This is a genomic window from Acinetobacter sp. (genome assembly GCF_041919735.1).
GTDB lineage: Bacteria > Pseudomonadota > Gammaproteobacteria > Pseudomonadales > Moraxellaceae > Acinetobacter.
In genome coordinates, this window is the sequence record NZ_JAYRTF010000003.1 from 19,944 (window position 1) to 45,317 (window position 25,374).

Annotated in this window: 23 protein-coding genes and 3 tRNA genes; 16 read left to right on the forward strand and 10 right to left on the reverse strand. The window is 45.1% G+C overall.

Translation table 11 applies throughout. The annotated features are described in order from the left end of the window. The gene (tmk, locus tag ACE3T3_RS02375) at positions 1 to 597 is read left to right on the forward strand and encodes a dTMP kinase (RefSeq protein ID WP_374663694.1); all 597 of its coding nucleotides are present in this window, start codon (positions 1 to 3) and stop codon (positions 595 to 597) included. Between the two features lie 170 nt (positions 598 to 767). Beyond that, positions 768 to 1,199: a PaaI family thioesterase gene (locus tag ACE3T3_RS02380; protein WP_374663696.1), complete on the forward strand. Its 432-nt coding sequence runs from the start codon at positions 768 to 770 to the stop codon at positions 1,197 to 1,199. 883 nt (positions 1,200 to 2,082) lie between these two features. Here ACE3T3_RS02380 and nadB read toward each other — a convergent pair. Then, positions 2,083 to 3,732, reverse strand: a complete 1,650-nt coding sequence (gene nadB / locus ACE3T3_RS02385; RefSeq protein WP_374663698.1) for an L-aspartate oxidase — start codon at positions 3,730 to 3,732, stop codon at positions 2,083 to 2,085. A 227-nt stretch (positions 3,733 to 3,959) separates the two neighbouring features. Here nadB and ACE3T3_RS02390 point away from each other — a divergent pair, with 227 nt between their 5' ends. The 12 genes from ACE3T3_RS02390 to ACE3T3_RS02445 all read left to right on the forward strand — a co-directional run bounded on the left by ACE3T3_RS02390 (position 3,960) and on the right by ACE3T3_RS02445 (position 14,191). Further along, complete coding sequence (locus tag ACE3T3_RS02390) at positions 3,960 to 5,345, forward strand: Do family serine endopeptidase (RefSeq protein ID WP_374663700.1); 1,386 nt, start codon at positions 3,960 to 3,962, stop codon at positions 5,343 to 5,345. Between the two features lie 125 nt (positions 5,346 to 5,470). Beyond that, entirely contained in the window at positions 5,471 to 5,920 is a 450-nt protein-coding gene (locus tag ACE3T3_RS02395) for an acyl-CoA thioesterase (RefSeq protein WP_374663702.1), read from the forward strand. Positions 5,921 to 6,103: 183 nt separating this feature from the next. Then, positions 6,104 to 7,921 (forward strand): translation elongation factor 4, encoded by a 1,818-nt coding sequence (gene lepA / locus ACE3T3_RS02400; protein ID WP_374663704.1) that lies wholly within the window; start codon positions 6,104 to 6,106, stop codon positions 7,919 to 7,921. Between the two features lie 21 nt (positions 7,922 to 7,942). Beyond that, positions 7,943 to 8,770 carry a signal peptidase I gene (gene lepB, locus ACE3T3_RS02405; protein WP_374663706.1) on the forward strand — a complete coding sequence of 276 codons (828 nt, stop codon included), beginning with the start codon at positions 7,943 to 7,945 and terminating at the stop codon, positions 8,768 to 8,770. A 21-nt stretch (positions 8,771 to 8,791) separates the two neighbouring features. Next, the gene (locus ACE3T3_RS02410; RefSeq protein WP_374663708.1) at positions 8,792 to 9,163 is read left to right on the forward strand and encodes a DUF4845 domain-containing protein; all 372 of its coding nucleotides are present in this window, start codon (positions 8,792 to 8,794) and stop codon (positions 9,161 to 9,163) included. Continuing rightward, a complete protein-coding gene (gene rnc, locus ACE3T3_RS02415) occupies positions 9,135 to 9,833 on the forward strand; it encodes a ribonuclease III (protein WP_374663710.1) in 699 nt (232 codons plus the stop codon). Before ACE3T3_RS02410 ends, rnc begins: the two co-directional genes overlap by 29 nt. Further along, on the forward strand, positions 9,833 to 10,861 hold the full coding sequence (gene era / locus ACE3T3_RS02420) for a GTPase Era (protein WP_374663712.1): 1,029 nt from the start codon (positions 9,833 to 9,835) through the stop codon (positions 10,859 to 10,861). The genes rnc and era overlap by 1 nt, the downstream gene beginning before the upstream one ends. Before the next feature lie 34 nt (positions 10,862 to 10,895). Next, complete coding sequence (locus ACE3T3_RS02425; RefSeq protein WP_374663714.1) at positions 10,896 to 11,093, forward strand: NF038104 family lipoprotein; 198 nt, start codon at positions 10,896 to 10,898, stop codon at positions 11,091 to 11,093. 8 nt (positions 11,094 to 11,101) lie between these two features. Then, a complete protein-coding gene (gene recO / locus ACE3T3_RS02430) occupies positions 11,102 to 11,815 on the forward strand; it encodes a DNA repair protein RecO (RefSeq protein ID WP_374663981.1) in 714 nt (237 codons plus the stop codon). Between the two features lie 14 nt (positions 11,816 to 11,829). Then, complete coding sequence (pdxJ, locus tag ACE3T3_RS02435) at positions 11,830 to 12,555, forward strand: pyridoxine 5'-phosphate synthase (protein ID WP_374663716.1); 726 nt, start codon at positions 11,830 to 11,832, stop codon at positions 12,553 to 12,555. Between the two features lie 19 nt (positions 12,556 to 12,574). Continuing rightward, a complete protein-coding gene (locus ACE3T3_RS02440) occupies positions 12,575 to 13,228 on the forward strand; it encodes a tRNA-(ms[2]io[6]A)-hydroxylase (RefSeq protein WP_374663718.1) in 654 nt (217 codons plus the stop codon). Positions 13,229 to 13,354: 126 nt separating this feature from the next. After that, positions 13,355 to 14,191: a DUF4198 domain-containing protein gene (locus tag ACE3T3_RS02445; RefSeq protein ID WP_374663720.1), complete on the forward strand. Its 837-nt coding sequence runs from the start codon at positions 13,355 to 13,357 to the stop codon at positions 14,189 to 14,191. Between the two features lie 52 nt (positions 14,192 to 14,243). Here the strand turns inward: ACE3T3_RS02445 and ACE3T3_RS02450 are convergent, their stop codons facing one another. From ACE3T3_RS02450 to ACE3T3_RS02475, 6 genes are all read right to left on the reverse strand, one after another. Then, positions 14,244 to 15,314, reverse strand: a complete 1,071-nt coding sequence (locus ACE3T3_RS02450) for a hypothetical protein (protein WP_374663722.1) — start codon at positions 15,312 to 15,314, stop codon at positions 14,244 to 14,246. Positions 15,315 to 15,408: 94 nt separating this feature from the next. Continuing rightward, a tRNA-Asn gene (locus ACE3T3_RS02455) sits at positions 15,409 to 15,484 on the reverse strand. A gap of 165 nt (positions 15,485 to 15,649) precedes the next feature. Next, a tRNA-Asn gene (locus ACE3T3_RS02460) sits at positions 15,650 to 15,725 on the reverse strand. 5 nt (positions 15,726 to 15,730) lie between these two features. Further along, positions 15,731 to 15,806: transfer RNA gene (locus ACE3T3_RS02465), tRNA-Asn, on the reverse strand. Between the two features lie 1,074 nt (positions 15,807 to 16,880). Continuing rightward, positions 16,881 to 17,507: a superoxide dismutase gene (locus ACE3T3_RS02470; RefSeq protein WP_005008780.1), complete on the reverse strand. Its 627-nt coding sequence runs from the start codon at positions 17,505 to 17,507 to the stop codon at positions 16,881 to 16,883. A 157-nt stretch (positions 17,508 to 17,664) separates the two neighbouring features. Beyond that, on the reverse strand, positions 17,665 to 18,423 hold the full coding sequence (locus ACE3T3_RS02475; protein ID WP_374663724.1) for a Nif3-like dinuclear metal center hexameric protein: 759 nt from the start codon (positions 18,421 to 18,423) through the stop codon (positions 17,665 to 17,667). Between the two features lie 168 nt (positions 18,424 to 18,591). Between ACE3T3_RS02475 and ACE3T3_RS02480 the strand changes: the two genes are divergently transcribed. Both ACE3T3_RS02480 and ACE3T3_RS02485 read left to right on the forward strand, forming a co-directional pair. Next, complete coding sequence (locus tag ACE3T3_RS02480) at positions 18,592 to 19,776, forward strand: S1C family serine protease (protein WP_374663726.1); 1,185 nt, start codon at positions 18,592 to 18,594, stop codon at positions 19,774 to 19,776. A gap of 196 nt (positions 19,777 to 19,972) precedes the next feature. After that, a complete protein-coding gene (locus ACE3T3_RS02485; RefSeq protein ID WP_374663728.1) occupies positions 19,973 to 20,233 on the forward strand; it encodes a hypothetical protein in 261 nt (86 codons plus the stop codon). 485 nt (positions 20,234 to 20,718) lie between these two features. Here the strand turns inward: ACE3T3_RS02485 and ACE3T3_RS02490 are convergent, their stop codons facing one another. The 3 genes from ACE3T3_RS02490 to lipA all read right to left on the reverse strand — a co-directional run bounded on the left by ACE3T3_RS02490 (position 20,719) and on the right by lipA (position 25,227). Next, on the reverse strand, positions 20,719 to 21,105 hold the full coding sequence (locus ACE3T3_RS02490; RefSeq protein ID WP_374663730.1) for a carboxymuconolactone decarboxylase family protein: 387 nt from the start codon (positions 21,103 to 21,105) through the stop codon (positions 20,719 to 20,721). 200 nt (positions 21,106 to 21,305) lie between these two features. Then, positions 21,306 to 23,819: an acyl-CoA dehydrogenase gene (locus ACE3T3_RS02495; protein ID WP_374663732.1), complete on the reverse strand. Its 2,514-nt coding sequence runs from the start codon at positions 23,817 to 23,819 to the stop codon at positions 21,306 to 21,308. 394 nt (positions 23,820 to 24,213) lie between these two features. Continuing rightward, complete coding sequence (gene lipA / locus ACE3T3_RS02500; RefSeq protein WP_374663734.1) at positions 24,214 to 25,227, reverse strand: lipoyl synthase; 1,014 nt, start codon at positions 25,225 to 25,227, stop codon at positions 24,214 to 24,216. Between the last annotated feature and the right edge of the window lie 147 nt (positions 25,228 to 25,374).

The following is a 25,374-nucleotide window of genomic DNA, read 5'->3' on the forward strand; positions in this document are numbered from 1 at the left end:
ATGTTTATCAGTTTTGAAGGCACCGAAGGGGTTGGTAAAACCACGCTCATCCGTAAAATTTATGACTATTTTCTCAGTCAAGGCAAAGAGGTGGTCTTGAGCCGTGAACCGGGCGGTACGCCGATGGCGGAGCAGATCCGCGCATTGCTGCTGGCGGTGAACCACGACGAAAAAATGTGCAATGATACGGAGCTTTTGCTGATGTATGCGGCCCGTGCGCAGCATTTAGATCAGGTGATTATGCCGGCTTTGCAGGCAGGGAAAATTGTACTGTGTGACCGTTTCAGTGATGCCAGTTTTGCGTATCAGTGCGCAGGGCGCGGCTTGAGCGAAGAAAAACTGCAGCTGCTGAATGCTAATTTTGTCAGCCGCATGCCGGACATTACGTTTTGGCTGGATGCGCCGATTGAGCTGGGCATGGACCGCGCGCGCGCGCGCGGCGCTTTAGACCGTTTTGAGCAGGAAAAAGTCACTTTTTTCGAAAAAGTCAGAGGCGGCTATGCAACGCTGGCAGAGCGTCATCCAGAGCGTTTGAAGCGTTTGGATGCATCGCAATCGCCTGAGCAGGTTTTTAAGCAAGCCTTGGCTTATCTTTAATAAGCTTTGAGGCGGGATTTTGCACGTATTTAAACATCTGTTCAAAAGCTGATGGAATAAAATGCCGTCAGCGAGTTCTGAATAATCAAGAGCATGGTTAAAATAATGCTGGATTAAAAACCCAAACTGCTTTAAAAATCATTCATAGCCTATGTTATGGATGATTTTTTATGGCCAGCGCGAAGCAGGACATTGTTGAATATTTAGAAAAATTTTTCCCGCCGAGTTTGACCAAATGCAGCATTAAAGAGGTGGGCAATAAAGGCGCTGAAGTGATGTGGCACGTGGCTGAAGATGATTTGCGCCCGGGCGGCACAGTGTCTGGACCGACCATGATGGCGTTGGCGGATCTGGCCATGTATATCGCCATTTTGGGGGAGATCGGCTTAGTCGGTTTGGCGGTGACCACCAATATGAATATTAATTTTTTGCGCAAGCCTGCGGGCGCAGAAAATCTGCGCGGTGTCTGCAAACTGATCAAAATCGGTAAAGCGCTGATTGTGGGAGAAGTCTGGATTTATTCTGAAAATCAGCAGGATGAGCCTGTTGCGCATGTAACGGGAACCTATTCCGTGCCGCCGCAGCGGGCAGCGCAAGCCTAGTTTTTGAAGACATCAGCTTTAAAAAATCAGCAGCATGCGGCGCGGCATCAGATGGAGCCATGCGCCGCATTCGATTGAATACAAATGTGCACTGCCGCCAAAATGTCAGTTTTGCTGATCGGTCATTTATTTGATTATTTCTGCTGTGCGTTGCGGATTCTGTAAAATAATTAAAAAAATAGCTGTGTTTTAAAACAGTCATTCAGCAGCCTTATCTGAATAAGATAAAGAGGCTTTTTATAATCGATCTTAAATCAAGATAATAGCTTTACTTTATTGGGGGGGAGATATGGATCAGTATGAACGCTTGATAACAGCACTGTTTTAATCAATAGGCGGCATAATCCTAGGTCTGGGGCTGGCAATTTTTTCATCGCTCTATCTCAGCCTGTCGATCAGTTCAGCTCACATTGTGATGTTTACAGTGGCCTGCTGTTTTGCGATCGGGTATGTATTTCCGAATGCTGTTGGCAATATTTTTAGGTGGATGTGGAAGATTTTTGTTAATTAGAGTGTAATTTTTTTAAAACAGTTAGTTATATCAAGAATAATCTTTTGCTCTGCTGTTTCTGTGGATCAAGCAGCGTATTTTAAAGCACAGTCCCAAAATAGAATAAAACTCAAAGCAAGATTGCCGCTTTAAATCGGCATTTCTGCTGGTCAAAAGAAGCTGCATCTCCCATGTTTGAGCTTACCAAAGGCTCTCAGCCTTTAGCCGATGGAGTGTCATTGACTGCATTTATATCGATACAGTTTTTAGGCAGCAATCGCGGCTGATGAGTTGAATTTAGACTGCAAGATTACAAGATTAAATGCGCAGAGATAAAAAAAGCCGAATATTCATTCGGCTTGTTGCAGTCTTTACTTGGATTCAGGCAGCGCGCTACGCGGAATGATCCGCGGTATTCACCAGCGGGCACTGCACTTGAAAATCTGGCGGGGCCAGCACGGTTTTACGCAGTTCAGGGCCTAGTTCCGGATAGTCCAGCGTGTAATGCAGGCCACGGGATTCTTTGCGTTCCATGGCGCAGCGTACAATCATTTCCGATACAAGCACCAGATTGCGCAGTTCAATCAGGTTTTTACTGACTTGGTAATCCTGATAATACTCAGTGATTTCGCGTTTCAGCATTTCAATGCGGTGCAGGGCGCGCTGCAGGCGTTTGGTGCTGCGCACAATGCCGACATAGTTCCACATGGTCTGACGCAGTTCATCCCAGTTTTGCAAAATCACCACGTCTTCGTCTGGGTTCATGACTTGAGAATCATCCCAAGCAGGAACTTGCGGTGACTGATAGCCGTGCTGCAACCCATCTTGAATATGTTTCGCCGCGGCCATGCCATAGACAAAACACTCCAGCAGTGAGTTGCTGGCCATGCGGTTGGCGCCGTGCAGTCCGGTATAGGACGTTTCTCCAATTGCATATAAGCCGGCAATATCAGTTTGGCTGTTTTCATCCACGACAACGCCGCCGCAGGTATAGTGCGCAGCCGGCACCACAGGAATCATTTCCTTGGTGATGTCGATGCCAAGCTCCAATAAGCGCTCATACAGCGTTGGGAAATGTTCTTTGACAAATTCCGCAGGTTTGTGGGTAATATCCAGCCAAACATGGCGGATGCCAAGGCGTTTGATTTCATAGTCAATTGCGCGCGCGACAATGTCACGCGGCGCCAATTCAGCGCGCTCATCAAAACGCAGCATAAAGCGTTCGCCATCCGGCAAGCGCAAATAGGCGCCTTCACCGCGCATCGCTTCGGTGATTAAAAAAGAACGCGCTTGCGGGTGGTATAAGCAGGTCGGGTGGAATTGATTGAATTCCATATTGGCCACACGGCAGCCTGCACGGTAGGCCATGGCAATGCCGTCACCTGTCGCAATGTCTGGATTGGAAGTATACAGATAGGCTTTCATTGCGCCGCCGCAGGCCAGTGCAGTAAATGGCGCAAGAAAGGTATGCACCTTCTCGGTTTTTTCATCCAGCGCATATAAGCCCAGCGCGCGGTTTTCACCGTTCAGGTTCAGCTTGTGCGAGGTGATCAGGTCAATGGCGATATAATTTTCAAAAATACTGATGTTGGCTTTTTCTTGGGCGCGCTGCACCAGTGTGGTTGAAATGGCGCGGCCCGTGGCATCCGCTGCGTGAATGATGCGGCGCTGCGAATGGCCGCCTTCACGGGTCAGGTGCAGCTGTTCTTGTTCATCTAAGGTAAATTGCACGCCATGCTGCAGCAGAAAATCGACGGAAGGCTTGCCGCCTTCTACAGTTTGCTTGACGGCGTCGCGCTCACATAAGTGCGCGCCGGCAATCATCGTGTCATCAATATGCTGTTCAATCGAATCAGTTTTATCCAAAACGGCAGCGACGCCGCCTTGAGCAAAATAGGTGCTGGCATCGGTCAGTGTGGATTTTGCTAAAACCGCAATATTGAAATGATCCGGCAGCGATAGGGCTAAGCTCAGTCCTGCACCGCCGCTTCCCACAATAATCACATCAAAATGATGTGTTGTTTCTAAATTAGACATATCCATCAGCTAATTTGAAAAAAGTTTGGTAATGACAACGCTTTTTTGAACAAAAGGCAAGAGCAAAAATGCGCCAGCTTGATGAATAAAATTAATAATGCGGCAAATTTTAAGGAATGATTAAGCGGCTGTTTATAAGAATATATTCAAACATATTGTAACGGTTAAGCTGAATGCTTTATGTTAAAACCAAACATATTTCAAAACATCAATAATTTGAGTGAACGCTTAAGATGAAAAATCAGTCTATGCAAAAAGGATTATATGCAGCGGTATTTACCGTTGCTGCTGTTCAGTCGCATGCCGCTGCGCCTGTCGATTTTTCCAATTTGGTCGAGCAAGTCAGCCCTGCGGTCGTTAGCGTCAATGTGGTGAAAAAACTCAGCCAAGAAGAACTGATGCAGCAGCAGGTGCCGGAAATTCTAAAACGCTTTTTCGGCAATCAAGTCATTATTCCTCAGCAGCAGATGCCGCAGGAAAAAACCGCGTATGGCAGCGCATTTTTCATCAGTAAAGATGGCTATTTGCTGACCAATCATCATGTGGTGGAAGATGCCACTAAAGTGACGATTGTGCTGAATGACCGCCGTGAAATTGACGCTAAAGTCGTAGGCAGCGATGAGCGTACCGATGTGGCGTTGTTGAAAGTTTCAGGTTCAGGTTTTCCAGAACTGCGTACAGGCAATGTCGGGCAGCTGAAGGTGGGGGAGCCGGTGCTGGCCATCGGTTCGCCATTCGGTTTTGATTATTCTGCGTCTGCGGGCATTGTCAGCGCCAAAATGCGCAATATGATGGGCGAGACCTCCGTACCGTTTATTCAGACCGATGTGGCCTTAAATCCAGGAAACTCCGGCGGTCCTTTATTTAACCAGCGCGGTGAAGTCGTGGGTGTGAATTCACGCATTTTCAGCGGCACGGGCGGCTACATGGGCCTGTCATTCTCTATTCCGATTGATGTGGCGATGGATGTTGCCGAGCAATTGAAAAAATACGGAAAAGTAACGCGCGCTTATCTCGGCGTGAGCTTGCAGGATATTGACCGTAATTTGGCTGAATCCTACAAGCTGTCGAAGCCGGAAGGTTCGCTGATTACACAGGTGGCGCCAAATTCTCCAGCGGCCAAAGCGGGCTTTAAATCAGGGGATGTGATTTTAAAATACAATGGCACACCGATCTCCCGTACTTCAGAGCTCTTGAATTATTTGAACCGCGCTGCGCCGAATCAAAGCATTCAGCTGGAAGTGCTGCGTGATGACAGCCGCCGCAATATTTCTGCAACTTTGGCCACGGCGCCGGATGATACGCCAGCTAAAAATGATGCAGGCCAGACGTCCAGCAAAGGGCCGGTTTTGGGCGTGAGCATCCGTGATTTAAACGCCAATGAACTGCGCCAGCTGGATACCAAAGGCGGGGTGCTGATTCAAGATGTGCGCCGCGGCGGTATTGCATCACAAGCGCGCATTATGCCCGGAGATGTTGTGACGCAAATCAACAATAAGCAAATCAATGATACGAAAGATTTTATTGCTGCGGTGACTGATTTGAAAAAGAACAGTGTGGCGCGGGTGACCATCATCCGTGAAGGTCAGCGCGCCATTGTCGGCATGCGTATTGAGTAATCATTTATATTTATAGCTTGTTTTAAAACCGTTCTGCATGAACGGTTTTTTTATTTTTTGCAATTTACTGCCTGCAGATTTGCCGTAGACTGTATGGCGATGAATCATCCAATCAGCAGGGACAAATGAGCAGTATTTTTGATATGAAACTAACTGTGCAGCCGGAACATATTGATGTGCTGGGGCATGTGAATAACGTGGTGTACGTGAGCTGGATGCAGGATGTTGCCACAGCGCATATTGATGCGCTCGGTTTGGGGCTGAAAGAATATCTGGAATTGAAGCATGCCATGGTGGCTGTCGAGCATCATGTGCAATACCGCAAAGCGGCGATGGAAGGCGATGAAATTATTTTGCGCACTTGGCTGAATGACATCAGCGCCCTTTATTTATACCGCCAGTATGTATTTTACCGGCCCAAAGACAAAGCCATTTTATTTGCCGGCAATACGCAATGGGCTTGCGTTGAAATTGCCACAGGGCGCCCTAAACGCATGTCACCCACCTTTACGCAAGCGTATCAGCCTTTGCCTGCATCTGAAAATCCAGCAGATTTCAGCGCTTATGAGGCATGAATGATTGGGCATTTTCAGTGATGCTGCAGTAAAGCTTTGAACGCAAGCGTTTAATGCATAAAAGGAGTTCATTATTATGGATACATTAAAAAATCCATCTGCTATAATCCTCCGCAATTTCTATTCAGTTTTTGCTGTGCAGATCAAATTGCATGCATAGCGCGTTTTTTCTCAAGGTAGCCCATGGCGCAAGCTAAAAAATCTGTTGATATTAAAAACATCCGTAACTTTTCGATCATTGCGCATATCGATCATGGTAAATCGACACTTGCAGACCGCTTTATTCAAATGTGCGGCGGCTTGCAGGACCGTGAAATGCAGGCGCAAGTTTTAGACTCTATGGAGCTGGAACGTGAGCGCGGCATCACCATTAAAGCGACATCGGTTACCTTGTACTATACACATCCCAATGGCCTGGAATATCAGCTGAATTTCATTGATACTCCAGGGCACGTGGATTTTTCTTATGAAGTATCACGCTCGCTGGCAGCATGTGAAGGCGCTTTGCTGGTTGTGGATGCCGCGCAGGGCGTAGAAGCGCAATCGGTTGCCAACTGCTATACCGCAATTGAGCAAGATCTGGAAGTGCTGCCGGTCTTAAATAAAATTGATTTGCCGCAAGCCGAACCTGAACGCGTGATTCATGAGATTGAAGAAATCATAGGCATTGAAGCGACCAATGCGCCAACCTGTTCAGCCAAAACCGGCTTGGGTGTTGAGGGTGTACTGGAAACACTGGTTGATGTGATTCCTGCGCCGCAAGGCGACCGTGATGCGCCGCTGCAAGCGCTGATTATTGACTCTTGGTTTGATAACTATCTTGGTGTTGTATCGCTGGTCCGCATTAAACAGGGCCGCGTGCGCAAAGGCGACAAGATGCTGGTGAAATCGACCGGTCAAACCCACATTATTACTTCTGTTGGTATTTTTAATCCAAAACATACTGAAACTGGCATGCTGGAAGCTGGTGAAGTCGGCTTTGTGATTGCCGGCATTAAAGATATTTTTGGCGCGCCAGTGGGCGATACCATTACTTTATCGACTACACCGGAAGTGCCGACTTTGCCGGGCTTCAAAAAGGTCAAACCGCAGGTATATGCCGGTTTGTTCCCAATTGATGCCAGTGATTTTGAACCTTTCCGTGAAGCGCTGCACAAGCTGCAAATTAATGACTCGGCGCTGTTCTTTGAGCCTGAAAGTTCAGATGCGTTAGGCTTCGGTTTCCGTTGCGGCTTCTTGGGCATGCTGCACATGGAAATTGTGCAGGAGCGTTTAGAGCGTGAATACGATTTAGACCTGATCAGCTCTGCGCCGACCGTGATTTATGAAGCGCTGATGAAAAACGGTGAAACCAAATATATCGACAGCCCATCAAAAATGCCGGATGGCTCAACGGTTGAAGATTTGCGTGAACCGATTGCAGAGTGCCATATCCTGGTGCCGCAAGAGTACTTGGGCAATGTGATGACGCTGTGCATCGAGCGCCGCGGCGTGCAAAAAGATATGAAATTCCTGGGCAACCAAGTTTCGATTACGTTTGAAATTCCGATGGCGGAAGTGGTGATGGACTTCTTTGATAAGCTGAAATCCTGCTCACGCGGTTTTGCGTCACTGGATTATAACTTTGTCCGTTTCGAATCTTCATCTTTGGTTAAGGTAGACGTGCTAATTAATGGCGATAAAGTGGATGCTTTGGCCATGATTTGCCACCGTAATGATGCCCGCCACCGCGGTATCGCTTTGGTGGAAAAAATGAAAGATTTGATTCCGCGTCAAATGTTTGATGTCGCTATTCAAGCCGCTATTGGCGCGCAGATCATTGCCCGCTCAACAGTGAAAGCCATGCGTAAAAACGTATTGGCGAAATGTTATGGCGGCGACGTGTCACGTAAGAAGAAACTTTTGTCCAAGCAAAAAGAAGGCAAGAAGCGCATGAAGCAAGTGGGCAGTGTAGAAATCCCGCAAGAAGCGTTCCTTGCTGTGTTGAAAGTAGAAAGATAATAACGAGAGGATATTGCGCTCATGGATTTTGATTTTAATTTAATCCTTGTACCAGTCACACTGATTTTCTTTTTAGTGTGGCTTCTGGATAAGCTGGTCTGGAAACAGCGGCAGACAAAAGGCAAGGGCAATGAAAATGTCATGATCACATGGGCGTATGACTTCTGGCCGGTATTGGCCGTGGTCTTAATTTTACGTTCTTTCCTGTATGAGCCGTTTAATATTCCATCGGATTCAATGGTGCCGACTTTGGAAACCGGCGATTTTATTTTGGTGAATAAATTTGATTACGGTGTGCGCCTGCCAATCATCAACAAAAAAATTATCAGTGTGGGTGAGCCTGAGCGCGGTGATGTGATTGTATTCCGCTACCCGCCGCAGCCAAGCATCAGCTACATCAAGCGTGTTGTGGGCTTGCCGGGCGATCATATCGTTTATGATCATGGCCAGCTGACGATTAACGGTCAGAAAGTGCCGAAAGTTCCTGTTGAATTCAGCCGCGCCAAAGATGTGCAGGATACGCCTGAATCGATTTACCATAAGGAAACTCTGGGTACGCATACGTTTACCATGCGGGAACTTGAAGGGGTGAATATCGCCCGTCAAGCGCCGTTTATTAATTATTTGGATAATGGTAAATATTCGAATGAAAATGGTTTATATTGGGAAGTGAAGGTTCCTAAAGGTCATTACTTCGCGATGGGGGATAACCGCGACCAAAGTGCTGACAGCCGTTTTTGGGGATTTGTACCTGAAGAAAACTTAACAGGCCGTGCGTTCTATAAATGGATGCATAAAGAGCCTGGCTTTAAATTGCCGTCATTTAGCCGTAACGGCAAGATTGATTAATGCATCATTAGGAAAATAAAAATGCGACATCAACAAGGGGCATCGTATATTGCGATATTAATTGCAGTTATTGGCTGTGCGTTTATGGCCAAAGTTGCAATTGCGGTTTGGGGACCGTATTTGGATGATCGGCTGCTTGATACGCAAATCGAAGAGCAGCTGCAAAATGGGCCGAAAAATCTAAGCCCTGCCAAATTTGTCCAGGAAATGGATCGGCGTTTAGACATGAATAATATTCGTGATCTGAAATTTGCCGATGTGGCTCAAGTGACAAATATTGATGGTATTCAAGTGAAAAAAGATTATGAAATAAGAAAACCTTTCTTATTGAATATAGATATTGTGTTGAAGTTCGAGAAAAGTTTTGATCAAAGCTCAGTCCAAGCTAAATGATGCACGTTTAGCAAGTCGTATCGGTTATCAGTTTAAACAGCCTGAGTTGCTGCAGCTGGCCTTGACCCACCGATCGGTGAGCCATAAAACCAATTATGAGCGCCTGGAGTTTCTAGGCGATTCATTATTAGGGATGATTATTGCCAATTATCTCTATCATGCCTATCCGCATGAGAATGAAGGCCGCCTGACCCGCATGCGGGCGACGCTGGTGCGTCAGGAGGCTTTAGGCAAAATCGCCAATGACTTGAAATTAAGCCAAAACTTAATTCTAAGTACCGGTGAATTGAAATCCGGCGGTCATCATCGCGAGTCTATACTTGCAGATACCGTAGAGTCGATTATTGGCGCAATTTATGTCGATTGTCAGGATTTGAAAATTCTGGAACCGATTGTTCTGAAATGGTACGTGCCATATTTAGATCATATTGAACCAACCGATCAGCTGAAAGATCCGAAATCACGTCTGCAGGAATATCTGCAAGCGCGCAAAAAACCTTTACCTGTTTATGAAGTGGTTGATATTCAAGGTGATGCGCCTAATCAGCATTTCAAAGTGGAATGCATTGTAGATGGTTTGCCTGTGAAATATGGTGAAGGATCAAGCCGCCGTTTTGCTGAACAGGCAGTAGCGGCAGATATTTTAGAAATTTTGGAGAAAAAGTCTTAATGACTACTCATTCCGATCACAACGATGCTGATCACGAGTCGCAAAGCGACAGTAATGACTTAATCAGTCAATTTTTCAGTTCTCAAGGCACTGAAATCCCTTCTGACTACCGCAGCGGTTTTGTGGCCATTGTCGGCCGCCCCAATGTCGGAAAGTCAACGTTGATGAATCATATTTTGGGTCAAAAACTTTCGATTACTTCACGTAAGCCGCAAACTACCCGCCATAAAATTGTCGGTATTGATTCACGTGAAAAATCTCAAGCGGTCTTTGTGGATACCCCAGGGATGCACAAGAAAGAAGTGCGCGCCATCAATAAAATGATGAACCGCGCGGCGCATTCCGCTTTGCGTGATGTCAATCTGGTTTTATTTGTCCTGGATGCAGACAAATGGACGCAAAATGATGAGCTTGTGCTGGAGAAGCTGAAAAACGCTGACATGCCGGTGATTTTGGTCATCAATAAAATTGATACGCTAGAAAATAAAAACCATGCTTTGCCGCTGATTCAAGAGCGCGCAAAATTAATGAATTTTGCTGAGATTGTTCCGGTGTCTGCACTGCGCGGCGCGAACTTGGATCACTTGCGCAATACCATTGAAAATTATTTGCCATTCCAGCCGCCATTGTATTCATTGGAACAGCTGACTGACCGTTCTGAACGTTTCTTGGCGTCTGAAGTGATCCGTGAAAAAATCATGCGTCAATTGGGTGAAGAGCTTCCGTATGATTTAACGGTTCAAATCGAATCCTTCAAGACAGAAGAAGCGACTATCAATGAAAAAACAGGCCGTCCAAAAGCAGCCTGCACTTACATTGACGCTACAATTTTCGTTGACCGTCCAGGGCAAAAAGCCATTGTGATTGGTGAAAAGGGCGCTAAACTGAAAAAAATCGGTATGGATGCCCGCGTTGACATGGAAAAAATGTTCGAACAGAAAATCATGTTGACGCTTTGGGTGAAAGTGAAAGGCGGCTGGTCTGATGATGAGCGCGCATTAAAAAGCTTGGGTTATAGCGATATTTAACGCTGAACTTGATTTGGATTAAGAGGGAATGGTAATGATGAAAGTGCTGGCAATTGCAGTATGTGTTATTTTTCTGCAAGGGTGCATTACTAAAATCGTTACTGTTCCTGTTAAAGTCGCTTATAAAACCACCAAAGGTGTGGTGAAAGGCACCGCCGCCGTTGTGGGCGCCGTCATTCCGGATGGAGATGATGAAGAGAGTGAAGACTCTAAAAAGAATAACAAGGATTAGCTTTTTTAATCATGCGCAATGAAGTTTTGCATGGTTATTTAATCCATCATCGAAAATACCGCGAACGCAGCCATATTGTGCATCTGTTTACGCAGGAGCATGGCCGTGTCGACGGCATTTTACGGCAAACACCGCCGCCGCAATACCAGCCCATTTGCTTGCAGGCATCCGGTAAATCTGAACTTAAAAATTTCACTAAACTTGAGATTGTCAATCAGCCAATTTTCTTTTTTGGTGATGCCTTTTTTTCCGGGTTTTATCTGAATGAGGTTTTATTGCGCCTCTGTCCTTTAGAAGTTGAAATGCCGCAAACCTATGCACAATATGCCGAAACCTTAGCGCAGCTGCAGCATTTGGCACAGCAGGACAACGCCAATTTATTTTTAAGGCAAATTCTGCGCAAATTTGAACATGAACTGCTGGAAGAGCTAGGCTATTCGCTGGATTTTTCGACGGATGCCAATCAGCAGGAAATTGCTGCACAGCAGCAGTATTTGTTTCAGCTGAACGATGGCTTTATGCCGACAGCACAAGCCTCCCGAAGCGCTCTTGCCGGGCAGCGCATCCTATCCATGTGTGATTATGAAAAGGGTAGGGATTTTAATGCAGAACAGTTACAATTATTGTCTCAGCTGTACCGGCAGATGATCAGTTCACTGCTGGGTGACCGCCCATTGAAAAGCCGGCAGCTGTGGATACAGAATTCTCAAGCACAATCGTAATAGAGGAAAATATGATGGCAGCATTATTGGGTGTAAATATTGACCATGTGGCGACTTTGCGTCAAGCGCGCGGCACGGCTTATCCTGATCCTGTAAAAGCTGCGCAGATTTGTGAACAGGCAGGCGCTGAGGGCATTACGCTGCATTTGCGTGAAGACCGCCGCCATATTCAGGATGATGATGTGCGCCGCATGCGCCCGGTGCTCACAACGCATATGAATTTGGAAATGGCGGTGACAGCGGAAATGGTTGAGTTTGCTAAAGAAATTCAGCCGCAGCATGTGTGCTTTGTGCCTGAAAAACGTCAAGAAGTGACCACTGAAGGCGGTTTAGATGTTGTTGGTCATTTTGAAGATGTTAAAAAAGCAACGCATGAACTGACTGCGATAGGCTGTGAAGTCTCATTGTTTATTGATGCCGATATTGCGCAAATTGATGCAGCTGTAGCCTGCGGTGCACCTGTGATTGAATTGCATACAGGCGCATATGCAGATGCGGCAACGCCAGAAGCACAGCAGCATGAGCTTGAACGTATTGTTCGAGGTGCAGAATATGCTGCATCTAAGGGCTTAATCGTCAATGCGGGTCACGGTTTAAACCTAGACAATGTTATGCCAATTGCGCAAATTCCGCAGATTCATGAATTAAACATTGGTCATTCCATTATTGCAGAAGCAGTATTTGTGGGCTTGGAACAAGCTGTACAGCGTATGAAAACAGCCATTAAAGCTGCACGTTAATTTTATTTAGTTTAGATCTATGTCAAATCTTGATTACGCTGAGCTGATGAAGCCAGTGATCAGCTTCTTAGGCTGTGAAACTCCCAAAGCATGGTTAGATGAAGCTGTGCAAAATTTAGATATTTTGATGCAGGACCATGCGAACTGCGAGAAGAAAGCTGCCAGTACGGCCATGAATCTCATGTTCCGCTACAGTTTTTTTTCTGATTTGCAAATTAAGCTGGCTCAACTGGTGCGCGAAGAAATGCTGCATTATGAGCAGGTGCTGGAGTTGATGGCTAAACGCGGTCAGGAATGGACAGCAATTAGCGCTGGCCGTTATGCAGGTGGATTGCGTAAAGAAGTGCGTACATTTGAGCCTGAAGCTTTAATTGATATTCTTGTGGTTGGCGCCTTTGTAGAAGCGCGTTCATGTGAGCGTTTTTACGCGCTTGCACCGTTAGTTGATGAAGAGCTGGGGCGTTATTACCGTTACTTGCTGAAGTCTGAATCGCGTCATTATGAAGACTATTTGGCATTGGCGATGGATGTTGCGACCACCTCAAAACTGAAAAATCCGAAAGAAGATATTCAAATGCGTATTGAGCGGATTCGTGAAGTTGAAAAAGACCTCATTTTGAGTCCAGATGATATGTTCCGTTTTCACAGTGGTGTGCCAGTCAAAGCGGCGTAAATGTGGAAAGAAAGTCCTCCTAATTAGGAGGATTTTTTATACCTTTAAAATTTAAGTAAATAAGAATTATTTACATTATGGATCGAAGCTCCTAAAATTCATCAAACTTTACATGAATGATGTACCATGAATTTAGTCCGAAATTTAAGCTTAATCAGCAGTAGCTTGGTGATTGCCTCTGCTGCATATGCGCATTATCCCTATATTGCGCCTTTAAGTTATCAAACCTTCAACAATCATTCGGCGATTATATCGGGCTTCTACGACAATCCTTTTGTATCTGAAATTGCCATTAAAAACTTTAAGTTTCAAGTGTATACACCTGCAGGTGAAAAAATTGAATTAAAAGATACAGACTGGTCAAATACTCAAACGCTGAGCAGTTATAGTTTGGAAAATAAGGTTGATGGTACTTATCGTATTCGCGGTGAAAAGACGGGCAACATGAGCAGTTTTGCGCAAGTCAATAAAGAGTGGAAAGCTTTAATTGGCGGACAGCCTGCAGTAGATAAAGCAATCAGTCCGAATGTGGTTTACCGTTCACAATTGGCTAAAAATGCAAAAATTAAAACTGTTCAAACCCAAGAAATTATAGAAACTTTTGTTTCGCGACGCACTATTTCAAGTGCTGCAGCAGCGCAAGTACGTGACGGTTTTGATGTGCAATTTATCACTCATCCAAATGCAATTCAGGTTAATCAGCCTATACAATTTAAAGTGTTGGATAACCAGCAGGGTATTAAAGGTTTAAATGCTGAAATTTTAGTGCAGACTACGGATTACAGCCGTGATACTAAGGTTCTAAAAACTGTGACCACTGATGAGCAAGGTGTTTTGAATTTTTCTTTGGCTGAAAAAGGGCAATATTTGCTGAAAATAGATTATCAGCAGCCATTTGACCATAAAGGCAATGAGCTGAAGCGTTATAAATATACCTTGAGCTTTAATGTCACCGCGAAGTAAATGGAAGCAGTGAAAATGGCAAGTGCATAGCTTGCCATTTTATCTTTCGATATTATTTAGAAAATAACAAAGCTACGCCAATGAGGGTAGGCATGCCAATTTTAATCAAGAAATCTTTGTTCATACCGCCATAGAACTGCAAAGCAAAACCAGCCAGCATTAAAAAGCCAAGCAGATAAATAAGTCTGAAATATCCATTTGAATAAATATAAAACACACTGGCTAGCGACATGAGCAGGCAGCTAATCACGAGATAATGCATATCCCAAATATATGTGCTTAAGGTAAAAAAGATTAAGCTGAGGATACCTAGAGCAAGCACTTGTGTACTTTCGAAGCCTTGATAATGCACAAACATCATTCCTGCAATAATCGGGAGTAGAAGCAGCAGAAATTTATAATACTTTGAATGATGACTTTGGAAAAAATAAGAAGTTTGCGAGTGCTTGATGATGTGGGTTGATGTGCTCAAACGGATCCATTTGGATTGATAGTCTTGAGGTAAGGACGCAACCGCAATAAAGCTAACATCCTGTACGGGAGAGCTGATCAGGTACTCTGCAGTATAACCTTTGGCATAGTAATACCAAGACTTGCCCGAAGAGCCGCTTAGCGTTTGATATTCAGTGTTGTCTTTCGTTGATGCATTTAAATACACATGCTCTTGCGGAAATAAAGTATTTAAAGGACAAATCGTTTGATGATTGCCCAAATGACATACAGCTAAAACATAAATTTCTGCATCCTTACGTGTATTTTGAATCCCTGCAAAATCCAAATGCATAAAGAGCTGACCAAAATCATTCTGTACCCGCATAATCGGAGATTCCCAATGCGGCAATGCTTTGAATTGAGCCAAAATATCACCTTGATCATCAATGTGCAGTGTTTCGCCTGAGAAAGCACTGGCTGGAATCATTAACTGCTGTGAATCTGGAATTTCTTCATTGCTGGATTGATCAAACAGTTCGGGTGCATGCGCAATTTGCTTCTCAAGTTTAGACTTGGGTGCACAGGTATAGAGAAAGAAGCAGCAGGGCAGCACAACAATCAGCAGTGCATAAGCAATAGCTTTAAGGCGCAGGAAGTCTTTGGATTTTGCTTTAGGCGGTGGAATATACATTTCTAATTGTCTAGAATTATTATTACGTTAGCACATTATAATTATTTTTATGCATAAAAAAAGCCCAAGTCATGATGCTTGGGCTTTTAGAATTTGGCTCTCCAACCTGGGCTCGAACCAGGGACCTGCGGATTAACAGTCCGTCGCTCTACCGACTGAGCTATTGGAGAATCTGGAAAGGATTTTATGCACAGCAGGCAGTTGGGTCAAGCCCAAAATGAATAATAGCGCTTTAAAATGAACTGAATGCACTAAATCTAAGCAGTTTGGTCTGTGGCAGTCTATTTGTGCATAAAAAAAAGCCCAAGTCATCATGCTTGGGCTTCTTAGAATCTTGGCTCTTCCACCTGGGCTCGAACCAGGGACCTGCGGATTAACAGTCCGTCGCTCTACCGACTGAGCTATGGAAGAATAGATGGCTCTCCAACCTGGGCTCGAACCAGGGACCTGCGGATTAACAGTCCGTCGCTCTACCGACTGAGCTATTGGAGAATCTGATGCGCATTTTAGGGATGAAAGCTAAGGTGGTCAAGTAAAAATGGAGGATTAAGCGCTTAAATGTTTTTTTATTATCCAAAGATTGGCGTGTTGCTTATTTATTGATTCTTTTGGGCTTTTGGAAGGATTACAAGGCATCAGAAAACTTTGGCGTATATACTTGGAAGAGTGATTAATAGATATGAATACAGTTGCGTTAGATTGCTGTTCTAGTTCCGAATATGTGGAGAGTACTGCGTTACGTAGTTCTGTATAAGTGGCTTTATGTTAAACGGAAGTTTTTACTAACTCTTTCCAAAAGACTAATAGTAGTAATATGCTTATTGAATGAATAAGAACATTAAGTTAATGAAATACTCAAAAGAAAAAATCAAAAAGACCCTCTTACTTGCTCCGTTACCAATACTCTTATTTCATTTCTTATTTAAATTCATGAATCATGAAGGAAAAATCAGCTTAAATGCAGATTTCTTTTTCGCTATTTTTCTTGGCTTTTTAGCTTATAGTCTTGTTTATTTAGCTTATTGCATTTTGATCGTACCTTTTAGTTTCATTTTCTCTATTCTTTTAAATCATTATAGCCGCCTCAACTTATTAACCATCTGTATTAGCCCTTTAATTATCTCTACACCATTTTGCCTTTTTCTGAGATGGTGTTTTAAAGGTGAAATTTCTCCAACAGTAAATTCTATGGGAGGAGACATCCCTCTAAAATGGTGGGCGATCTATACTGATATATCTTTTTTAATTTTTACATTATCCATAGGCTTATTTTATTGGTTATGTTTGATTATTCTAAAAGAGAAGAAACCAAACGTTGTAATCACCCGTTTTATGTAATATTTCTACAATTAACATAATACACGCTATACGAAATTTATTAATTTATTTCAATATCTTATGCTTTAATTAAAACCCCAGAACTGCTGATCTGTAATTTTTAATAGGCTTATCACGTTCCAAGATCAATACACTGACCATGTTTCACAATTTTTTTAGTTTTATTTAATGCATAAAAAATCACCCTAGAAGGGTGATTTTTTGCAAAAAATAAGATTAAAGCTAATCTTATTTTTCAACGCCAGCAGCTTGACCTGCATATTTAGCGTTTGCGTAATCCCAGTTTACTAGGCTTTCAAGGAAAGTAGAGATGTACTTAGGACGTGCATTGCGGAAATCGATGTAGTAAGCATGTTCCCAAACATCGATAGTCAACACAGCAACTTTACCGTGAGCAAGCGGAGTGTCAGCATTTGAAGTTTTAAGGATAGAAAGGTTACCATTAACTTCGTCAGCAACTAACCAAGCCCAACCTGAACCGAACTGAGTCGTTGCAGCAGCAGCAAATTCTTCAGCGAATTTTTCGTAAGAACCGAAAGCTTCGTCAATTTTAGCAGCTAAAGCGCCAGTTGCTTTACCGCCGCCGTTTTTAGCCATACAGTTCCAGTAGAACGTGTGGTTCCAAACTTGCGCAGCATTGTTGAATACGCCTGCTTTAGAAGCATCGCCAGCAACCGCTTTGATGATTTCTTCTAAAGTTTTACCTTCAAGGTCAGTGCCTTTGATCAGGTTGTTCAGGTTCACCACATAAGTGTTGTGGTGTTTGTCGTGATGGTATTCTAAAGTTTCTTTGCTGATGTGCGGAGCAAGATCTTCGTAACCGTAAGGTAACGCTGGTAAAGTAATCGTTGTCATGTTTTCAATTCCTTGCATTTTGCTGGGTTTTGACATTAAGTAGCCTTATTGTAATAGATTCTTGGCTTAAATTGCGCATTGCTTATAAATAAGAATACAGAATAAAGCCCGAATGCATACGTATAAAGAATAATGCCAAAAGCAGGCTTCTACTAAATTAAATCGGATTGTTTAATTCGAAATAACTATACTCAATATTGAACTGTTCTGAAATAGCTTTTGCGAGGCGCTGTACGCCATAGCGCTCGGTCGCATGATGGCCGCAGGCGTAATAATGCACATTGAGTTCTTTGGCTTCATAGAAGGTGCGTTCGCTGACTTCGCCGGAAATATAGGCATCGCAATTCTGTTCAGCCGCCTTGCCGATAAAATCCTGCGCGCCGCCCGTACAATACCCGATTTTTTGCACCGCAGTTTTATCTGCCGGCAAATGAATGGCATCAAAATGCAATTGCTCTGACACAAAGGCTTTGAACTCCTGCGGCGTCATCGGCAGTTTTAAAAAGCCAATATTGCCGATAGGATTGCGTTCGCTTGGATCCAAAGCTTCGATGCGCTCTAGCTGCAGCAAATCGGCAATGGCGGCATTGTTGCCTAAGATAGGGTGGCTGTCTAAAGGCAAATGATAGCCTACCAATGAGATGTCATGCTGAATCAATGATTTAATGCGTTTGCCGCGCATGCCGGTAATCGGGTAGGGTTCACCTTTCCAAAAATAGCCATGATGCACCAGCAGCAGGTCAGCGCCTTGCGCGATCGCGGCATCAATCGCATCTTGCGAAGCCGTCACAGCGCACAGTATTTTGTTAACCTCTGATTTGCCCTCAATCTGCAGGCCATTGGGCGCATAATCTTTAAATTCGTGCGACTTTAAGGTCTGATTGCACCATTGAATAATGTCATTTAGTTGAGCCATCTGCAGTCCGCCAATTCAAAAATCAATTTTTACTATTTAAACATGCATTTAATTGTAACTAAAGCAGCACAAAACTCTGTGTTTTTTTTAAAGCCTGTATGGAAAATTACTTTACAATATGACTTAAATAATTGAGTCATCACAAATAATAATTTAGAGGATAGAACTGTGCGCCGGAGTTTTACGTGGTTGCCTTGGGTGCTGCTGATTATCGTTATTTTAGGCTTTTTAGGCTGGCAGCAGCTGCAAAAGCCTAAAGCGCCTGTCATGCCTGACGGGGTGAAGCTGCCTGCAGAAAAAGTAGAACCGTTGATCAATACATCGCGCACGGGCGGTGTGGTGTCCTACAGTGCGGCGGTTAAAGTGGCAGCGCCTGCGGTTGTGAATATTTTTACCACGCAAAAAGTGAAACAGCTGGATCATCCTTTGCTGAATGACCCCGCTTTCCGTGAATTTTTCGGCAATCAGCTGCCGGATCAATTGAAGCAAGACCCGAATGAAAACAGCTTGGGTTCAGGCGTCATTGTCAGCCCAGATGGCTATATTTTAACAAATAACCATGTGATTGCTCAGGCCGACAAAATCATTGTGGGGCTGCATGATGGCCGCCGCGCGTCAGCAAAAGTAATCGGTACAGATCCCGATACGGATTTAGCTGTAATTAAAATTGAAATGACGCAGCTGCCGGTATTGCCGTTTAAGCTTAGCGGCAACGAAGTTGGTGATGTGGTTTTGGCGATTGGCAACCCGTTTGGTGTCGGGCAGACGGTGACGCAGGGGATTATTTCTGCAACAGGCCGTTCAGACTTGGGCATCAATACCTATGAAGACTTCATTCAGACGGATGCCGCGATTAACCCGGGCAACTCTGGCGGCGCATTGATTGATGTTGCCGGCAACCTGATTGGGGTAAATACCGCAATCTTCTCGCAATCCGGCGGTTCATTAGGGATTGGTTTCGCTATTCCTGCCAAGATCTGCCAGCAAGTGCTGAATTCAATTTTAAAAGATGGCCGTGTCGTGCGCGGTTATTTAGGGATTACCGTTCAGTCTGTTGCGCAGAATGATGCGTTTGAACCGAAAGAGCAAGGCGTGATTGTTGCTGATGTGCAGGCTCTCGGCCCTGCAGGCAAAGCCGGCATTAAGCGCGGTGATAAGATTTTAAAAGTGAACAATGAAGTGATTACTTCTGCATCGCATTTAATCAACTATGTGGCGATGCAAGCGCCAAACAGCATGGTGCAAATTGCGCTGGAACGCAACGGCAAGCCCATGACGCTGGATGTGATTATTACTGAGCGCAAACCTCAGGAGCAGAATGCAGAATCGCAATATATTCCACTGCCCCGCTAAATTTAAGCGCTGTTTGTAAGCAGTGTAAATTTAAGCAAGCCGCAGCACATATGTTTGCATTTTGAATAAAAAAATCCCTCATCTGAGGGATTTTTTTGCAGTCCATTCTTCTGTTTTGGCTGCAAAATGTACACGGAATTTTATGATGCAGCGTTTATGTTATTAGTCACGTCTAAAAATAATGAGCGCAATAACAATGACCAGCTTTATCTCTGCCGCATTGGCCAAAGAATTTTCGGCCAACGCCAATTTAAATATCGAATTATATAAAACCCGTTTGGCGCAAATGATTGAAAGCAATGCAAAGCAGGGCAATACAGCGGTTTTTACTGTGCTGCCAAAGCATTTGCCTTTGGAGGATATTCGCAATCTTTCCGCCGAGCTGACGGAACTGGGATATCAGGTGCGCTTTGAGGTGAATGAGTTTTTTTACAGTGTGAATGTGTATTGGATTTAAAATCCTGCATGCGCATGGACTGTCTTCATCAGCAGCTGGCTGGATGCATGCAAATGTTTTTATTCGCGTATTCGTTCGATGGAACAATAGCGGTGCGGCAAGGTATGTGCACGTTTAGGCGCTATTTATATCCGCCCGATGGGTTTTAAATCATCAGGAAAATTTGGCGCAATCTGAACGTATGCAGCAGGCGTACTTTTTACCGGCATATGATGAATTGAGATGCTTGCGCGTGCTCAACCGCCGTTTTGATAAAACCTTTGCCTTAGATCTACTGTAATAAGATATAGGCATTGCGGTGGATTTGATGGCTGAGGAAAACTTGTAATTGCCCGCTATGCATTTGGTGTAAGTATAGTTTGGCTTGATTTCTCGGCTGAGGTAAAAAACTTGGAACCGCTGAATCAGATTGAACTGTCCTGAGCTTGATTCATCATGAAAAAAACCGCAGCAGCCTGCGGTTTTTGATTACCAATGTCTAAGCTTTACTCTGGCTTTTGATAATCATTAATGACTTCCAACGCGGCGCGGAATGCTTCTTGAGTCGCTGGTGCTCCGCAATACGGCAAGCTGTGCAGCAGCACTTCCTGAATTTCTTCGACGGTCGCGCCGTTATTGAGTGCGCCGCGCACATGGCCTTTTAATTCGGTCGGGCTTTTTTGCGCAGTTAAAAAGGCCAGGGTGATGAGTGAACGGTATTTGCGCGGCAGCACGCCTTCACGCTGCCAAGTTGAGCCCCAAGCATGCTCATTGATCCAGTCCTGCAACGGCTGGGTAAACGGCACAGTATTCTCCTGCGCGCGTTTGACAAAGCTTTCACCCATGACTTCTGTGCGGACTTTCAATCCATTTTCATAATCTTGCTGCGACATGCTGCATACCCTCTGAATGTTTATTTTCCGCTCATAGACTATACTTCCTGGCGATGGAATCCATTGGCTGATGGTCGTATAAAAAATAAAACAGCGCTGTATAAGCGCTGTTTTATCAGAAAAACCTGCATTCATTTGGAATGATCAAACCCAGAAATTCGCCACTTAACAGAATCGTTGCAGATGCGTTCTTCCATCCATCAGTAACGCAGGAATGCTTCTGGCGCATCATCCGTATGCTGCTGTTTTTCAGCATGCGGCGCTGGAGGCGCATGCGGGTTGGACAGTTCCAGTTCATGCAGCAGCTGCATGTCAAAAATATCGGTCAGCATGCTGTCATAGCGCTGAATATTATAAGCTGTCAGCTGTTCTGCCTCCGTCTCGCTGATAAAGTTTTGCGCCAAAGCATCGGCAAGATGCTCTTCAAAGGTCAAGCCTCTGAATTGGCCTTTGGATTCTGCTTTTTTGAACCGATCCCATAAGGGTTCAATGCTCAGCAGCTGCAAAAAGGCATTTTCCATCCGGCCGCAGACTTCATGCGGTTGAGTGGTGTAATACACGTGCTTTTTCAGCTCTTGACGGAAAGCATTATCCTGCATCATGTATTCAGCCGCTTCGCGTTTCAGCTTATCAGCCGGTTTACTGACGGCGCAGCCAAAGGGGAAACAAATCAGTTTGATGAGACTTGAAGCCAGTCGAATCGGGAAGTTTTCAAACAGGCCATAAAAAGCTTCCTGCACATTATGCAGCGCTTTGTCTAAAGCCAGCTGCGCATGGTTTTGTTCAGCATCCGTTCTTTTGCCTTGCTCATAATATTTAAGGATGGCTGTGGCAATAAACAGATAGGCGTGAATGTCGGCTAAGCGTCCGGAAAGCATTTCTTTGCGTTTAATATCGCCTGCCAGCAAGCCAAGGCACATATCTGCGGTTAAGGCAAAGTCGGCGCTGAAACGGTTGATTTTTTTATAATAAGGCCGGCTGAATTCATCAGCATGCTCAGAGGCATCGGACGATCCGCCAGTAAAAGCATAGGCCAATGCACGGGCAGTGCGGTTAAAGGTATAGCCTAAATGCTTGAACAGCAAGTGATTAAAGCTTTTCAGCGCTGTATCTTTATCTTTTGCCTGCAGCAGCTGCAATTCTTCAAACAGATAGGGGTGGCAGCGCATTGAGCCTTGCCCAAAGATCATTAAAGAACGGCTGAGAATGTTGGCGCCTTCTACGGTAATGGATACCGGAATGGCCTGATAATTCAAAGCCAAGAAATTGCGCGGGCCCATTTGCACCGCACGTCCGCCGACAATGTCCATGCCGTGATTGACGGTTTTACGCATGGTTTCGGTCGCATAGTATTTGGCCATGGCGGTCATGACGGCTGGCTTGCCGCCTTGATTCAAGCCGCAGGTGACTAGGTAGCGGAAAGCTTCCAGCATATAGGCATCACTGGCGATATCGCTGGAGGCTTCCTGCACGCCTTCAAACTGGCCTACTGAAATTTTAAATTGCTGGCGGACTTTGGCAAATGCGCCGACATTCAAATAAGACATTTCACCCGCTGCCGTTGACAGCGCAGGCAATGAAATTCCGCGGCCCACAGCCAGGCATTCCATCAGCATGCGCCAGCCTTTGCCTGCATTCTTCACTCCGCCAATAATCCAATCGAGCGGAATAAACACATTTTTGCCTTCAATCGTGCCGTTCATAAAGGGCGAGCCAGGGTTATGGCGCGGCCCTGTAATGACACCGTCATGACTGGCGTTCAGCAGTGCGCAAGTAATGCCGTATTCTGCCTTGTTTTTATCGCCCAATAAGCCGTCTGGATCATACAATTTAAAAGCAAGGCCAATGACTGTTGCGATGGGCGCAAGGGTAATCCAGCGCTTGGAAAAATTCATTTTCAAGCCTAAGATGCGCTGGCCTTCAAAGTCGCCGTAGCAGACCACGCCCGTATCCGGAATGGCGCCGGCATCTGAACCGGCCTCTGGGCTAGTCAGGCCAAAACAGGGGATTTCCGTGCCTTTGGCTAGGCCGGGCAGATAGCGGTCTTTTTGTGCATCTGTGCCGTAATGCAGCAGCAGCTCACCCGGGCCTAAAGAGTTCGGCACCATGCAGCTGACCGCAGCGGTGAGGGAGCGGGAAGCAATTTTGCTCATCACGCGGCTTTGCGCAAATGAACTGAATTCGCGGCCGCCGTATTCTTTGGGAATCACCAAGCCGAGAAAGCCATTGTCTTTAATAAACTGCCAGGCTTCCGGCGGCAGATCTTTATGCTTATGATGAATATCCCATTCGTTCAGCATGCCGCAGAGCTGTTCCACTTCGTTGTCTAAAAAGGATTGTTCTTCCGTACTGAGCTTTGGATAAGGATAGGCATCAAATTTTTTCCAATCCGGCGCGCCCATGAACAGCTCTTTTTCCCACCAGCTGGTGCCGGAGTCTAATGCTTCGCGTTCGGTGCTGCTCATGCTGGGCATGGCGTCGGCAAGAACTTTATAGGCAGGCTGGGAAATGAACCTCATTCTTAAAGGCTCGATCAGCACAATCAGGCTGATCAGAATGAGCGGGATGCCTAAAATCATGGACCATGGGCTGATCCAGGCCGCGGCAATGGAGGCGATCATGAGGATGATTGCGCCGGAAGCGCGTGGCAATTCAAAGAAAAAAACGGCCCACAGGGCGAAAATCAACAGTACCGCACTGAGTATGAATAGCATTATTTTAGCTCCAGTGACAAAAGTTCAGTGTGATCAGCGCTTCATGACAGCCATGGTTCAGTAAAAGTCTTGTTATCTCATCGTCTGAATTTCTGGCTTTAAGGGAGGCTGGGACTGTAAAAAGCATCACGAGACTGATGGGCGCAATGGATGAAATCGCTCTAAAGCCATGAAAGAGCAAATATTATGTTTATGGATAGATTGGTTGAAAAATGAACTGAAAGCAATTTGATTCGGGCAAAGAAATGTCACATTGCGTAAGCTGGAATGAATGGATTAGCCGTCTCAGCGCATCCTTCGCCTTTGACTTGGAGGCTTGGCTTGGTTTTTTCAGGCAATAAAAAGCCCTCAATCATGAGGGCTTCTATACTTAGTATTTCAAATGATTTGAAAATTAAGCTTCAATGGTTTGCACAGCAATTTTTTTCGCAGGGTCCGCTTTGCGGCGCACAGCTGGAACTGGCTCGCCATAGTATTGACGGTCTGCAAAGTAGCTTGAACGCACCATAGGCGCAGCCCAAATATTTTTAAAGCCCAGTTTTTGACCGTGCTCTGTATAGCGCTCAAACTCTTCAGGCGTAACAAAACGGTCAATAGGCGCATGCTCTTTAGACGGCTGCAGATACTGGCCAATCGTCACATAGTCGACATCGTGCGCTTTTAAATCATCCAGCAGCGCCAGCACTTCTTCTTCAGTCTCACCGATACCCACCATCAGGCCGCATTTGGTCGGCACATATGGGCAGTATTCTTTAAACATTTTCAGCAACTTCAAAGAGTGCTGATAATCAGAACCTGGACGCATCGCTTTATACAGGCGCGGCACCGTTTCAATATTATGGTTGAACACATCCGGCGGGCATTCAGTCATAATGCGAAGCGCAATATCCATGCGGCCGCGGAAGTCTGGAACTAAAATTTCCAGCAAAGTTTTCGGGCTTAAGTCGCGGGCCTGCTTAATGCAGTCGACAAAATGCTGCGCGCCGCCATCCAATAGATCATCACGGTCTACAGAAGTGATTACGGCATATTTAAGGCCAAGGTTGGCAATGGTTTCAGCCATGTGGCGCGGTTCATCCGGATCCAAAGCATTTGGACGGCCATGCGCAACATCGCAGAATGGGCAGCGGCGCGTGCAAATATCACCCATAATCATGAATGTCGCGGTACCGCCGCCAAAGCATTCAGGCAAGTTTGGACATGCCGCTTCTTCACATACGGTATGCAGCTTTTGTGCGCGTAAGGTTGTTTTGATGCGCTGCACTTCATCTGGGGCCGCCATTTTTACCCGAATCCAGTCTGGCTTTCGTGGCGCTTCTACCGTAGGGACAACTTTTACAGGAATACGGGCGACTTTTTCTGCGCCGCGGAGTTTGACACCCTGTTCTGGTTTACGGTTTTCAGACATATTCAACTTTTCCACTGTTTTGACGGGGGAGATGTTCTCAAAAATAGCCCATCCATTATAGCGGAAATGCCTAATGATAGGGCAAAAATACTATTCATTTGCTAAATGTGGTTATCACTTAATATATGTAAGCTAAATACAGCAAAA

Coding starts and splice junctions, on each gene's coding strand:
- tmk (WP_374663694.1), top strand. CDS start 1: ATGTTTATCAGTTTTGAAGGCACCGAAGGGGTTGGTAAAACCACGCTC.
- ACE3T3_RS02380 (WP_374663696.1), top strand. CDS start 768: ATGGCCAGCGCGAAGCAGGACATTGTTGAATATTTAGAAAAATTTTTC.
- nadB (WP_374663698.1), bottom strand. CDS start 3,732: ATGGATATGTCTAATTTAGAAACAACACATCATTTTGATGTGATTATT.
- ACE3T3_RS02390 (WP_374663700.1), top strand. CDS start 3,960: ATGAAAAATCAGTCTATGCAAAAAGGATTATATGCAGCGGTATTTACC.
- ACE3T3_RS02395 (WP_374663702.1), top strand. CDS start 5,471: ATGAGCAGTATTTTTGATATGAAACTAACTGTGCAGCCGGAACATATT.
- lepA (WP_374663704.1), top strand. CDS start 6,104: ATGGCGCAAGCTAAAAAATCTGTTGATATTAAAAACATCCGTAACTTT.
- lepB (WP_374663706.1), top strand. CDS start 7,943: ATGGATTTTGATTTTAATTTAATCCTTGTACCAGTCACACTGATTTTC.
- ACE3T3_RS02410 (WP_374663708.1), top strand. CDS start 8,792: ATGCGACATCAACAAGGGGCATCGTATATTGCGATATTAATTGCAGTT.
- era (WP_374663712.1), top strand. CDS start 9,833: ATGACTACTCATTCCGATCACAACGATGCTGATCACGAGTCGCAAAGC.
- ACE3T3_RS02425 (WP_374663714.1), top strand. CDS start 10,896: ATGATGAAAGTGCTGGCAATTGCAGTATGTGTTATTTTTCTGCAAGGG.
- pdxJ (WP_374663716.1), top strand. CDS start 11,830: ATGGCAGCATTATTGGGTGTAAATATTGACCATGTGGCGACTTTGCGT.
- ACE3T3_RS02440 (WP_374663718.1), top strand. CDS start 12,575: ATGTCAAATCTTGATTACGCTGAGCTGATGAAGCCAGTGATCAGCTTC.
- ACE3T3_RS02445 (WP_374663720.1), top strand. CDS start 13,355: ATGAATTTAGTCCGAAATTTAAGCTTAATCAGCAGTAGCTTGGTGATT.
- ACE3T3_RS02450 (WP_374663722.1), bottom strand. CDS start 15,314: ATGTATATTCCACCGCCTAAAGCAAAATCCAAAGACTTCCTGCGCCTT.
- ACE3T3_RS02470 (WP_005008780.1), bottom strand. CDS start 17,507: ATGACAACGATTACTTTACCAGCGTTACCTTACGGTTACGAAGATCTT.
- ACE3T3_RS02475 (WP_374663724.1), bottom strand. CDS start 18,423: ATGGCTCAACTAAATGACATTATTCAATGGTGCAATCAGACCTTAAAG.
- ACE3T3_RS02485 (WP_374663728.1), top strand. CDS start 19,973: ATGACCAGCTTTATCTCTGCCGCATTGGCCAAAGAATTTTCGGCCAAC.
- ACE3T3_RS02490 (WP_374663730.1), bottom strand. CDS start 21,105: ATGTCGCAGCAAGATTATGAAAATGGATTGAAAGTCCGCACAGAAGTC.
- ACE3T3_RS02495 (WP_374663732.1), bottom strand. CDS start 23,819: ATGCTATTCATACTCAGTGCGGTACTGTTGATTTTCGCCCTGTGGGCC.
- lipA (WP_374663734.1), bottom strand. CDS start 25,227: ATGTCTGAAAACCGTAAACCAGAACAGGGTGTCAAACTCCGCGGCGCA.